Origin of the sequence: Streptomyces sp. NPDC058662 (assembly GCF_042716255.1) — a bacterium.
GTDB lineage: Bacteria > Actinomycetota > Actinomycetes > Streptomycetales > Streptomycetaceae > Streptomyces.
The window spans coordinates 60965-73414 of the sequence record NZ_JBHXRU010000026.1 but is presented as its reverse complement, the minus strand read 5'-3'; the positions used below and the strand labels follow the sequence as shown (position 1 = coordinate 73414).

General features: G+C 73.2%; 8 protein-coding genes. 1 reads left to right on the top strand and 7 read right to left on the bottom strand.

The genetic code is table 11. The features are described from left to right. Positions 1-93: 93 nt before the first annotated feature. From fxsT to ACFWUQ_RS12650, 7 genes are all read right to left on the bottom strand, one after another. Positions 94-4104: an FxSxx-COOH system tetratricopeptide repeat protein gene (gene fxsT, locus ACFWUQ_RS12680; protein WP_384536729.1), complete on the bottom strand. Its 4011-nt coding sequence runs from the start codon at positions 4102-4104 to the stop codon at positions 94-96. Continuing rightward, positions 4088-5509, bottom strand: a complete 1422-nt coding sequence (locus tag ACFWUQ_RS12675; RefSeq protein WP_384536746.1) for a TIR-like protein FxsC — start codon at positions 5507-5509, stop codon at positions 4088-4090. The genes fxsT and ACFWUQ_RS12675 overlap by 17 nt, the downstream gene beginning before the upstream one ends. A gap of 43 nt (positions 5510-5552) precedes the next feature. Continuing rightward, positions 5553-6302, bottom strand: a complete 750-nt coding sequence (locus ACFWUQ_RS12670; RefSeq protein WP_384536727.1) for an aminoglycoside N(3)-acetyltransferase — start codon at positions 6300-6302, stop codon at positions 5553-5555. Positions 6303-6439: 137 nt separating this feature from the next. Then, positions 6440-8719, bottom strand: a complete 2280-nt coding sequence (gene fxsBH / locus ACFWUQ_RS12665; RefSeq protein ID WP_384536724.1) for a radical SAM/SPASM protein FxsBH, inactivated beta-hydroxylase extension form — start codon at positions 8717-8719, stop codon at positions 6440-6442. A 29-nt stretch (positions 8720-8748) separates the two neighbouring features. Continuing rightward, positions 8749-8913: an FxSxx-COOH cyclophane-containing RiPP peptide gene (gene fxsA, locus ACFWUQ_RS12660; RefSeq protein ID WP_384536721.1), complete on the bottom strand. Its 165-nt coding sequence runs from the start codon at positions 8911-8913 to the stop codon at positions 8749-8751. Between the two features lie 273 nt (positions 8914-9186). Next, complete coding sequence (locus ACFWUQ_RS12655; RefSeq protein WP_384536718.1) at positions 9187-10089, bottom strand: alpha/beta fold hydrolase; 903 nt, start codon at positions 10087-10089, stop codon at positions 9187-9189. 206 nt (positions 10090-10295) lie between these two features. Beyond that, entirely contained in the window at positions 10296-10901 is a 606-nt protein-coding gene (locus tag ACFWUQ_RS12650) for a TetR/AcrR family transcriptional regulator (RefSeq protein WP_384536715.1), read from the bottom strand. Between the two features lie 145 nt (positions 10902-11046). On the opposite strand from ACFWUQ_RS12650, the gene ACFWUQ_RS12645 reads away from it, so the two are divergent. Beyond that, positions 11047-12438, top strand: coding sequence for a purine-cytosine permease family protein (locus tag ACFWUQ_RS12645; RefSeq protein ID WP_384536712.1), 1392 nt, complete (start codon positions 11047-11049; stop codon positions 12436-12438). Positions 12439-12450: the final 12 nt, after the last annotated feature.

Below are 12450 nucleotides of genomic sequence, written 5' to 3'. Positions count from 1 at the left end.
ACGGTCTGCGTGTCGGACACCCCCCCCCCGGCGGGGGGGCCGGGGGGGGGGGGGGGGCGGGGGGGCGGGGCGGCCCCGCCGCCCGCGGTCGGATCACACGGCGAGCGGTTCCAGGTCGCGGTGGACCCGCCGCTCGTCGCGGGCGTAGCGGGTCAGCCCGTGGTCCTCGCCGAGCAGCCGGGTCAGCTCGGCCACCGTCTCGCCGCGGACCCGGGCCGCCTCCTCCTTGCGGCCCATCGAGTCCAGGCTGACCGCCATGTTCGAGGCGCTCGCCAGAGTCTCGGGGTGGTGCGCCCCCAGCGTCTCGCGCAGCTGCATGACGGCCAGGCGCTCCAGCTCCAGGGCGCCCTCCGGATCGCCGAGGTCGGCCCGGGCGTTCGCCAGGTTGAGCTGAGCGAAGACGGTGTGCGGGTGGTTGTCGCCCAGGACGTCCCGCATCAGCCGGATCGTCTGCCGCAGCATCGGCTCCGCCGTCTCGGCCGCGCCGGTGCCCCAGTGGAACACCGCCAGGTTGTTCACGGCCGCCAGCGTGTACGGATGCCGCTCGCCCGGCACCTTCATGTACTCGTCCACCACCTCCTGCGCCAGGTCCCGGGCCGCGCCCGGGTCGCCGGTCGCGAACAGGTCCGAGGCCAGGTTCAGCTCGCAGGACAGGAGGTCCGGATTGACGGACGTGTACTTGGCCCGGTACCTCGTCCGGGTGGCCGAGGTGAGCCGCAGCGCGTCCTCCAGCTGCCCGGCCCGGCGCAGCGACACCGCCAGGTTCTTCGCGGCCGCCAGAGTGCCGGGGAAGGCCCGCCCCAGCGTCCGCTTGTAGATCTCGTACGTCCGGCTGAGCAGCTGCACCGAGTCCTCGTAGCGCCCCACCTCGCGCAGGTCGCGGGCCAGGTTCTGGGCGGAGGACAGCGTGTACGGGTGCTCCGGGCCCAGTACCTCGGTCCGCAGGTCGTACACCTCCTGGTCGATCTCGCGGGCCCGGGCGTACTGGCCGACCAGCCGCAGGTTGAGCGCCAGGTTGTTCGCCGCGGCGAGGGTGCGCGGGTGCGCCTCGTGGAAGATCTGGCTGAACCCCTCGTGGGCGTGCGTCGCCAGTTCCATCGCCTCGCCGTACTGGCCGAGGGCGCCCAGGGTGTTGGCCAGGCCGCTCATGGTCATGTAGGTGTGCGGGTGCGAGGGCCCGAGCACGGCCCGCTGGCGTTCCAGGGTGACCTCGTCGAGCTCCTTGGCCTCCACGAACCGCCCCTGCGAGCGCAGGATGTTCGACAGGTGGAAGCGCAGGTACAGGTACTGGAGGTCGTTGTTGCCGAGCTGCTCCTTCCACGACTCCCGCAGTTCCTCGCCGAGCTGGTAGGCGGCCTTGAAGTCGCCGCGCTTCCACAGGTAGCGGACCCGGTCGATGAGCAGCCGGCGGGTCTCGGGCTCACGGCAGAACCGGGCCTCCGACGGGGTCAGGTGCGGCCAGATGGTGTTGAACCGGGGCCAGGTCTCCGGATTGTCGATCGGCTCGTCGTCGTCCGGCCGCGCGCCGGCCAGGATCCGGTGGACCGCGTGCCGGGCCTCGCGCTGCTCCTCCTCGCTCAGCTGCGCCCGGATCACGGCCTGGACCAGGCGGTGCACCTGGATGCTGTTGCTGACCTGGTCGACCTTGGCCAGCGCGAACCGCCCGATCTCCCGGATCACCCGGCCGAGCACCAGCTTCTCCTGGAGCGAGGAGTCGTACGGCTTGAGCGCGTCGATCATCTCCTTGCTGTAGAGCAGGTTCGCCGAGATCGGCTCGGGGGCGAGGAAGGCGCACAGCTGGAGCAGCCGGACGGCGGCCGGCGAGCGGGACTGGAGCCGCTCTATGGACACGTTCCACGTCGCGGCGACCGGCTCCGGGTATCCGGGCGGCTGGTTGAGCGCCAGCACCCGGGCCGCCTGCTCGTTCAGCTGCTCGATGTACGCGGACACCGGCGTCGCCGTCTCCGCGATCCAGGCGCCCGCCTGCTCGACGGCCAGCGGAAGGTCGCCCACCACGATCGCCACCTGCTCGGCGTCCTCCTTGCTGAGCCCCGGGGCCCGCCGCTGGAGGTGCTCGATGGACTCCTCGCGCAGGAACACGTCCACCGGCAGCGCGTCGCCGTACTGGGACCACGACTGGTTGCGGGAGGTCACCAGCACGTGCCCCGGACCGCCCGGCGGGAAGAACCGCTTGAGCGTCTCCGGGTCGTCGGCGTTGTCGAACACCAGCAGCCAGCGCGAGGAGGGCACCCCGCGCCGCAGCAGGTCGATCGCCTCCTGGGAGGCCGCCGCCATGTCCTCGCCCGTCTGCGCCCCCAGCCGTACGGCCAGTTCCGCGAGCGCCGCGACCACGTCGTCGGTCTGCTCCGAGGAGATCCACCACACGAGGTCGTAGTCGGCCATGAACCGGTGCACGTACTCCAGCGCCACCTGCGTCTTCCCGACGCCGCCCAGCCCGTACAGGGTCTGCGGCTGCGGCAGCACCACGGCCATGCCGCCGCCGAGCTGGTCGCGCATGCGCTCCAGCACGATGCTGCGGCCGGTGAAACCGGGGTTGCGGGGCGGGGCGTTCCAGATCTTCGGGACGGTCCCGGGGAAGCGCGGTCCGGGCTGGGAGGCACTGGCCACGCTGTCGGGCAGCGCCATCGGCCGCTCCACGGCGCGCAGCAGGGCGGTCGTGGCGTGCACCTCGTCCAGCCGGAAGAGGTCCACCGGATTGCGGTCGATGTAGGGCGTGGCGAGCCGGACGTCGCCCACCCGCAGCGGCACCAGCTGGCGCCGCCCCCCGGTCGGGTCCTCGGCCGCGGCCCGGTTCCAGACGTCCACGGCCCGCGCCGACTTGAGGTAGGCGCTGGACAGCAGCACCACGGTGCGCGCGGCGGTGTCGACGCTGATCCCGGCCCCGCCCAGGGTGTCGCCCGCGCCCGGCGGCGCGGCCGGCGCGCGCTCGGCGGAGACGTCCTTGGGGACGACGCGGAAGCCGGCCCGGGTCAGCACCGACTCGATCCAGTCGGCCCACATCCGGTTCTCGGCGACGTAGGAGAGGAACAGGTCGGCGGGCAGGGCCGGGCGGCGGCGGGTGAAGGCGTCCCGGATCCGCAGCCGGACCTCCTCGCCGACGACCGGCATGGAGGTGATCTCGCCCTCGGTGACCACCGTGGTGAGCCGCTCGAAGGCGGAGAGGAGGGAGTTGGTCAGCCCGGCCTCGTCGCCGAAGGTGGCCAGGGTCTCCTCGTACGCGTAGTAGGGGCGGTACGGGATCTCCACCGCGCCCCAGTAGGCGGTGAGCTCGTCCCCGACCAGGCCGCCGGGGAAGCGGTCGAACTTGATCCGGGCGAGCGCCCTTCCGGCGTCGGCCTTCTCCTTCTCGCCCTCGTCGATGCGCATCGGCACCGGGTAGATCTTGATGCCGCGCTCGTTGAACCGCTCGTCGATCTGCCGGGCGACGGACGCGGCGCCGTCGATGGACTGGTCGGACAGGGTGAAGCAGTCGACGAGGACGTCCGGGAGGTGGACGGTGCAGATGTCCGCGATGTCGGACAGGCCGGTACGGCTGTCGATCAGCACGTAGTCGTAGTTCCGCTTCATGTCGGCGCGTAAGGCGTCGAAGAACAGGCCGCCGCCGAGGCGGTCGTAGAAGTTGTCCCAGTCGAAGGTGGAGACGGTGGCCGAGTACTCGCGGTTCTGCCGTCCGGCGGACACGAAGTCGAGGGTGCCGCCGTCGGGGAACTCCCAGCCGAGCACCTCCGGGGTGAGCGAGACGGCGTGCGGCTGGATCCGCGCGTAGTCCTTGTGCCAGTCGTCGGCGCGCTGCACCGGGCTGGTCGCGGCCCAGGCGTACTCGCTGATCAGGTCGATGACCCCGGTGGTGGCCCCGAGCGTGGAGGGGTCCAGGAACGGGTGGAAGAACCGGTGCAGGCCGGGAGCCTCCAGGTCCCAGTCCAGGGCGAGGACCCTCTTGCCGTTCGCCGCGAGGATCCAGGCGGTGTTCGCCAGCGCCATGGTGCGCCCCGTACCGCCCTTGTACGAGTAGAAGGTGACGATGCGGCCGTCACGTCCGTCACGGCCGTCGTGGGCGTCCCTGCTGTCACGACTCGCTGTCATCCGCGTCCCCCCGGTCGGTGTCGTTGCTGTCGTTGCTGTGGGCGTCGTCGGCGGTGTCGGCGTCGGTGGAGCGCGCGGGCTGCGCCCGGTGCGCGCTGGGCGGGAAGGGGGCCGGCGGCGCCACGGGCGGCCCGCCGATCCCCATCGGCCCGAGCAGCCGCGGCCGTTCGGTGGGAGTGCCCGCCGGCAGGTACACCTGCGCGTGCCTGAGGTACTGCTGGGCGGCCGCCTCGACCACCTTCGGCAGGATCTGCGCGAGCGTCTCCATGTTGGCCACGCCGTTGGCCGCGGCCCGGGAGGCGGCCCGGCCCTGGCTCATCTTGACGGGCATGGTCTCCTCCAGCCGCCGGGCCAGCTCGGACTCCTTCGTGCGGCTCTGGTGGTCGTACCGGTTCCACGGCACGACCACGTTGATCCACGGCCGGGACTCCTGGTCGAAGGCGGCCAGCCGCTGGCGCCGGTGCTCGTCCTCCACCACCCAGCGGTCGACGATCAGGATCTCGGGCCTGGTCGGCGGCTGCTTGCTGTCGAAGTGGCCCGCCTCGTCGTCGAAGGAGGCCGTCGTGGTGCGGTAGTTGAGGGAGCGGATGAGGTCCTCCGCGACGTACGCGATCGGCTTCTGCGAGACCGGGTGGTACGGGTTCCACTCCAGCGCGCTGTCCCCGTAGTACTCGGGGCTGCGGCCGTCGGGCAGGTCGTGGCGGGAGGCGGCCGCCACCGTGACCTGGAGGGTGCGGGCCGCCGAGCTGCCGGGCGGCCCGAAGGCGCTGGGCACCACCCGGTAGTCCACGGGCCGGGAGGACTCCAGGCGGACGGACTCGGCCACCCGGACGATGCGCTTGGCGAGCTCGTACACGGCCCGCTCGTACTGCTCCGCGTACCCGCGCAGCTTGATCAGCCCGTACAGCCCGTCGGTGACGTAGCGCTCGCCGAAGGTGTTGTGGTTGAACTGCAACCGCTCGGCGGGGCCGGGCAGTTGCGCGGGGGGCACCGGGACCCATAACGCGGGCACGATGGCGTCCGCCGGTTCGTTGCTGATCGCGCTCCGGTGGATGAGCCGCTGCGTGAAGGCGAACCACTCCTTTCCGCACATCTCACTGGCGAAGTACCGCGGCGAGAACAGGGGCACGAAGACCCGGCAGGTGGCGAGCGCCGCACCGAGCCGTTCGGACCAGCCCTCACCGCTGCGTATCTCCCGGTCCATGAAACCCGCGTCGGAGCCGGCGGGCAGATCCGTCAGCGCCATGACATGGCTGCAGAGATCGCGGAAGAGGCGCTCCACCCACATGTCGGGGTCTGGCCCCCCGGCCCCGAATCTCGGTGTATGCGCATAACTGAGAAAGAAGTACGGCTGCACTGATGCGGGCACACGCCCCCCGTCCCGAAGATGCGAGCGAAGAAACATCATTCCGGAGCTGCTTCGCCACATCCCCTCGTCGTTCAGTCAATCAGCGTCTGTTTTCGGTCATCCACTCCAGGGCGTGGTCGACAGCGTCCGGAATCGAGAAGAGCAGGGCCGACGCCCCTCCCACCCGCCCCCTGCGTACCCGCGAATCCGGGAACGCGCCGCCGATCTCCGCGAAATCGCTGTCGTCCAGCGCGACATCCTCGTAGGCGGTCCACTCTCCCCCCGGCTGTCGCCCTCGCCGCCACCCCGGATGGTTCACCTTCACCACACACTCGTACATGCGCAAGGGGGGCTTCGGAATTCGATACTCCGCGAGATGGAAAGCGGTGCAGGCGGAAAAGCCCACATTGATCATCAGTACCTGTCCTCCCTCCCAGCACAGCTTTCCCAGGGGGGAGTCCTCTCCGAGATGGCTTTCCAGCCGGTGCCCGGAGCAGAGCCGCTCCGCGTCCCCGCCGAGAGCGGCGAACGAGGTCTGCGGGTGGGCGCTGCGCGCGGCCCCGGGCGAGGTGCGCACGGCCTCGGCGAACGCGCCCATGCCCTGACTCGGGGTGGTCGCCGGGTCGAAGGGGGGCATCCGGTCGCGGAAGGCCCGCAGCTCCGTGTCGCCGAGGCCCTCGACGAGGGCCAGGTGGGCGCTGGAGGTGGTGGAGTTCTCCGGGGTGAACGCGGGGACCACCACGGTGCCGTGCGGGCCGAGGGCGCCCGTCAGGGCGTCGCGCAGCCGCTCGGCGCGCAGCCCCGTCCCGCCCAGGGACGCGTGCACCAGCAGGCGGGCGCCCGGACGCACCCCGAGCAGCCGCAGCCGGCCGGCCAGGGCCGGGGCGCTCCGCGGCGGCCGAGCGGCGGACCGCGGCGCAGGGGGCCGCCGCGCGGGAGAGCGCGCGGGGGAGGCGGGGGTCCGCGCGGGCCCGGGGCCCGGGGCCGTCACGCGTCGACCGCCTTGAGCTCCCAGCGCAGCTCCGCCACCAGCCGCTTGCCCGTGACGGTCAGCTCGGCCGCCTCCGCGAGCCGGTCCAGGGCCTCGTGGATCCGGTCCGCGCCGCCCGGCTCGGGGGCCGCGGTGGCCCGCCGGTACGCCTCGACCGCCACCCGCTCGTGCACGTCGGCCAGGAGGCGGGACACCGGTACCGGGTGCTCCCGCCACGGGGAGCGGTGCTGCCACGCACCGTCCAGCGCGTAGAGGTCGGCCACCTCGGTCAGCTCCCGCAGCCGCGCCCGGCGCCGCCCCGTCAGCAGCGCGAGCGCCGTCTCGCGCACCCCGCCCGCATACGGGACCCCGAGCGCCCCCGGCCCGTGCCGGCCGGCCTCGCCCCAGTCGCCGGCCCGCGGGCCGCCCGCGAGCGGGGTCAGCGTGGTCAGCCCGGAGGCCGCCGCCCGGGCGAACCCGGGGACGCTCCGGTGCAGCAGGGCCCATGCCGCGTCCAACCGGCCCCGCCACTCCCCGGCCTCGCCGGCGCCGAGCCGGAGCCTGGGCGGGCGGGCGAAGCAGTCGCGGTCCGGGTCCAGGTCCTCCAACGCCACCGGAGCCGTTCCGGGGCCGGGCGACCAGGTCCGTACGGGCTGCCAGCGGGCGTCCCCCGCCGCCGGCCCGAAGCGGTGCTCGGTGCGGCCGTCCCGGGCCGCGTACCCCTCACCGGTGACGCGCAGCGAGGCCCGGCCGGTCGAGGCCGGCTCCCCGAGCCGCAGCAGGCCCAGGGTCGGCAGGTACACCTCGCCGTCCCGGTACGCCACCTCGGCCGGCAGGTCCAGCCCGCCGCGCAGCACCGCGGCGGCGGCCAGCGCGGTCAGCCTGCGGGCCGCCCCGGCGGCGGGGCCCGGCCCGGCCGCGTCGGGGACCTCCGCGCGCACCGCCTCCAGGGCGGCCAGGACCCAGGTGCGGGTGAAGGGGTGGTCCAGTACGGCGTCCAGCGCGTCGGCGCCCGCCTCCCCGGACGCCTCCACGGCGGCCAGCAGCTCCCAGGACCGGGCCCAGCCCGGGTCGGGGGCCAGGTCGGCGTGGAGGCGGGCGAGCAGCACCCGGGTCAGCTCCTGCTGGGAGCGCGCGAGTGCGGCCGGGTCCGCGAGCTCCGGCGCGGTCCGGCGGGGCGCCGTGCGGCCCTCGACGCCGTCGACGAGTTCACGCAGGTCGGTGCAGTACACGGAGGGGTGGTCGAAGCCGCCGACCCCGTCGACCTCGCGGTACCGGTGGCTGTAGAGGCCGCCCCCGCACGAGCGTACGACGGGGCAGCGCCGGCACGAGTCGCTGACGCCGGCCAGGCCCAGCTGTCGGGCGCGCACGCCGGGATGCGCCGCGACCTGGTCAAACGCGTGGTCGAAGACGTTGAAGCCGGTGGCGGCGGCCCCCTCGAAGGCGGTCTTGAGCGAGTCCACCTGCTCCAGGGTGCCGTCGGTCTCGACGACGACGAGGTCGGTGGGCGCGAGCCCGAGGGACTCGGTGAGGCTGGGCCCGCCGCCCAGGGTGGAGACCAGGGACTCGAAGAGCCGTACGGGGACCGGGCGGCCGCGGCGCTCCCAGTGGTCGAAGACCCGCAGCAGCCAGCGCGCGTACGCGTCGGGGGCGCCGTCGGGGCGGACCGGCGGCGACTGCCAGGTGGCGTGCGGGAGGAGGAAGTCCACCCGCGGCGGCTCCAGTTCGACGAGCGCGTCCAGGACGGCCACGGGGTCGTTCGCCACGTCCACGGTGCACAGCAGGCCCTGGTAGAGGTGGCGGTAGGGGGCGGAGCGCAGCAGCGCGAGGGCGGCCAGCACCAGCGGGTGGCTCGTACGGCCGTCCGCGAAGCGGCGGTGGCGGTCGTTCGCGGACCGGTCCCCGTCCAGGCTGACGCCCACGCGGACGCCGAACTCGTCGAAGAGGTCGAGGTAACGCGGGCTGAGCTGGAGGCCGTTGGTGTGGATCCGCAGGTCGAGGGCTGCGGTCCCGGCGAGCGCCCGGGTGAACTCCTCGCAGACGAGCCGGAGCCGTGAGGGTCCCGCCAGCAGGGGTTCCCCCCCGTGGAGGATCACCGTGACGGAGGGGAGTGCATGGTCACGGGCATGTTCGGCGAGCCGCGACGCGGTGTGGGCGATCACCTCGGGGGAGATCACTTTCGGCCGGGCTCGCCAGCTCTGATCTGCGTGTTCGTAGACGTAGCAATGATCACAAGCGAGATCGCATCTGCTGTGAACTTTCAGGACGATCTCGCGAAATGCGATCAGGCCGGTCATTCCACCAGTCTAGAGCGCCTACTTCGGTGTCAGAGCGCAGAGTTGAAGATCGGTGACTGAACGGAACGACCGGATTCCGTCGGCAGCACGCGGCCGAGCGTCGCCGTCGCGGACGCGCTGCGGACGTCGATCCGGTCGAGCGGGACCCGGCGGGCCTTGACCGTGCTGGTCGGGGGGGTTGCGGAAGTGTTCACGACACCGTCCTCGGGGAAGCCATGTGGAATGGGCATGTGAATGACAACAAGCGAGGTGCTGCTGTCAAGCGTGGACTTTACTCGGCCACACCCTATTGGCAACCGAGGCATGACGCCTGGTCAAGCGTTCTATGGAAAGCGTGACGTAATCCTTGGAGGGGCGTATTCCGGCCGTTCGCCGAGAGGCAAGATCCTTTTCTCCCGGAGGGCGTCGCGGCCGCCGGGGTCTGCCGGCGGCGCGCCCCGGTCCCCGCCGGTCCTGCGGTCGACGGCCTAGGCGGGCTGCGGTTCGCTGAGCGGAGGCGCCGGCAGGTCGCGGAGCAGCCAGTTCAGTACGTCGGGCAGCGCCCGCAGGGCCGCGAAGTGCGCGGCGGCGGGGTCGATGGTGGTGGTGGCGCCGGGGATGCGCCGGGCCAGCCAACGGGAGTGGCCCACGGGGGAGAACACGTCGAGCTCGCCGTGCCAGATCAGCACCGGGCAGCGGATGTCCGCCGGGTCGAAGCCCCAGGGCCGGCTGAAGGCCAGGACGTCGTCGATCCAGCCGTACGCCGAATGGCGCAGCCCCTCGCGGTAGTTCCGCAGCAGCATCGACCGCAGGCCGGCGTCCGCGACGATCATGCGGTCGTTGGCGGTCAGCTCCCGGCGCAGCTCGTCCAGCAGCCGGCCCGGGTCCTCGCGGATGCCGGCGGCGCGCGGTATCAGCCGGGCGGCCAGCTCCTCCGGGTCGTTGGAGGCGGTGGTGTACTCCCGTACGTTCGAGGCGGCCATGCCGGCGAACCAGTCCAGGTCCTCCGCGTCCCGGGGCGCCAGGCCGACCATCGCCGCGGTCCGGGTCACCCGGTCGGGGAGCAGGGCGGCGCAGGCCAGGGCGCCCGGGGCGCCGCCGGAGCGGCCGGCCACGGCGAAGGTGTCCAGGGCGAGGGCGTCGGCCACGGCGGCCACGTCCTGGGCCACGTCGGCGACCGTGCGGCCCGGATGGCGGTCCGAGCCGCCGTAGCCGGGCCGGTCGTAGGCGATGACCTGCATCCGGCGCTGGTAGAGGACCATGCCCCGGGGGGCCGGGCCCAGCCGGCTGCCGGGCATGCCGTGGAGCAGGAACACCGGTTTGCCGTCGGGGTCGCCCCAGCGCTCCACCGTCAGAGCGCGTCCGTCCGCGGTGCGCACCTGATGGCGCACGCGCTCCCTCCTTCACGGTCGTACCGGGTCGTCACGGCTGATTGTGCGCGTTGGGGGAGGAGCGCGGTAGGGCGCACGCGCGGCGGACCTTCCCGCGAGCGCCCTCACGCGCGCACCCGCGCCCCCGGGTCACGTCCGTCCGTGCAGGTCGCTCCCGCGGTGCGGTGCCGGGCGCCGCGGGCCCGGCAAGATCCGAAAGAGTCGCCCTAGGCGGGCGGGATCAGGGCGGCCGCCGCCGAGCGGGCCCGCTCCAGCGCCAGCGGACGGTCCGAGCCGCGCTGGCCGAGCACCACCCTGGTGCTCAGTCCGTCCAGCAGGGCCAGCAGCTCCGAGGCCCGGCCGGGGACGTCCAGGCCGGCGGCGAAGCGGCCCTGGTCGACCCCCTTGGCCAGCAGGGCCTCCAGGTCGCGCTGCCAGCCGTCGTCGATCTCCTGCTGGGCCGCGCGCAGGGGCTCGTTGGACGCCGTGCGGGCCCACAGCTCGATCCACAGGGTCCAGCGCGGGTCGCGCGGGCCGCGCGGCAGGTACAGCTCGACGAAGAGCGCCAGCCTGCGCTGTGCGGTGACCCGTCGGCTCATCAACTCGGCCCGCTCGGCGGCCAGTCGTGTCTCGCTCCAGCGCAGCGCCTCCAGCAGGAGCCGGTCCTTGCTGCCGAAGTAGTACAGGATGTGGCCGCCGCTGGTGCCGAGCCGCTCGGCGAGCGCGGACATGGTCAGCGCCGCCAGTCCGTCCTCGGCGATCGCCGCCATGGCCTCTTCCAGCATCCGCTCCTGGGCGACCTGCCCGTCGCGCCGCCGCGCCGCTCCCGCCACCGGTTCCGCCCTCCTGCTCCTCGTGGCCCGACCTTATCCCGGACAGGGTCTTGACGGGCTCCGGTTCAGCGCGCATCTTGAATGCCATTCAAGTACTTAGAACGTCATTCAAGTTTCATCGGGCCGAGGACCAGGGGTAGGGCGCATGGCAGAGCAACGGACGACGGCCGACGTCGACGAGGTGTTCAGGGTCGAGACGCACGGCATCGACCCCGTCCCCGACGCCGAGCGCCACGGCAGCGCCAAGGACCTCTTCTGGCTGTGGTTCGGCTCCAACCTCACCTTCACCTACGTGATCAACGGCGCGCTCGCCGTGGCCTTCGGGCTCTCGTTCTGGCAGGCCGTCGCCGTGGTCGTGGTCAGCGGCCTGTCCTTCTTCGCGGTGAGCGCCGCCGGACTGGGCGGAATCCGCACCGGCACCGCCACCCTGGTCCTGTCCCGGGCCGCCTTCGGCGTCCGCGGCAACCTCCCCGCCGGCGCCCTCAACTGGGTGGTCGGCGTCGGCTACACCGTCGTCAACACCGTGGTGGGCACCCTGGCGCTGGAGGCCCTCCTCGCCCGGACGGGGCTCGGCGGGGGAGGCCCCGCCCGCGCCCTCGCGCTCGGCCTCACCCTCGCGCTGACCTTCTCCGTCGCCCTCTGGGGCCACGCCACCGTGCAGTTCGCCGAGCGCTGGATGGCCTACGTCCTCGCCGCCGGCTTCGGCGCGCTGCTCGTCTTCGTCCTGCCCGGCGCCGACACCTCCGCACCGGCCTCCGCCCCCGGCGTCTCCGGCTGGAGCCTGGCCTTCGTCGTCATGCTGGCCGGGCCGTTCTCGTACCTGCCGATGCCCGCGGACTACACCCGCTACCTGCCCCGGACGACCTCGCTGAAGTCGATCACCTGGATGGGGGCGCTCGGCGGCTTCACCTCCTCCGTGGCCCTCGGCGTCGCGGGCGTCGCCGCCGCCACCCGGACCGACATGACCGACGCGGTCACCGGGGCCGGGAGCCTGCTGCCGGGCTGGTTCCAGCCGCTGTTCCTGGCCCTCGTACTCGGCGGCTCGGTCACCAACTCGATCATCACGCTCTACTCCTCCAGCCTCAACCTCCAGGTCCTGGGCATCCCGTGGAGCCGGGCCCGCGCCATCGTGGTCAGCGCCGCCGTCACCGCCGCCGGTTCGCTGGGCGCCCTGTTCCTCGTGGACTTCACCACCTCCCTGCTCTCCTTCCTCTCCCTCCTGATCATCGTGTTCGCCCCCTGGGGCGGGGTCTTCCTCGCCGACATGCTGCTGCGCCGCTGCCACTACGACGCCGCCGCGCTGCACGCCGGGCGCGCGGGCGCCTACTGGTACCGCGCCGGCTACCGCCCGGCCGGCCTGGCCGCCCTGCTCGCAGGCCTCCTCTTCGCCGCCCTGACCTGCGACTCGGCCCTCTGGACCGGGCCGCTGGTGGCCCCGCTCGGCGGCGCCGACCTCACCCTCCTCGGCTCCGTCGTCTCCGGCCTCACGTACTGGGCCCTGACCCGCCGTGTCCCGGCCTACGCCCCGGCCGCCTGACCGGCGGCCCCT

What these genes read in the sequence shown, in the direction of transcription:
- fxsT (WP_384536729.1), bottom strand. Translation starts at nt 4,104, where the DNA reads ATGACAGCGAGTCGTGACAGCAGGGACGCCCACGACGGCCGTGACGGA.
- ACFWUQ_RS12675 (WP_384536746.1), bottom strand. Translation starts at nt 5,509, where the DNA reads ATGTTTCTTCGCTCGCATCTTCGGGACGGGGGGCGTGTGCCCGCATCA.
- fxsBH (WP_384536724.1), bottom strand. Translation starts at nt 8,719, where the DNA reads ATGACCGGCCTGATCGCATTTCGCGAGATCGTCCTGAAAGTTCACAGC.
- ACFWUQ_RS12645 (WP_384536712.1), top strand. Translation starts at nt 11,047, where the DNA reads ATGGCAGAGCAACGGACGACGGCCGACGTCGACGAGGTGTTCAGGGTC.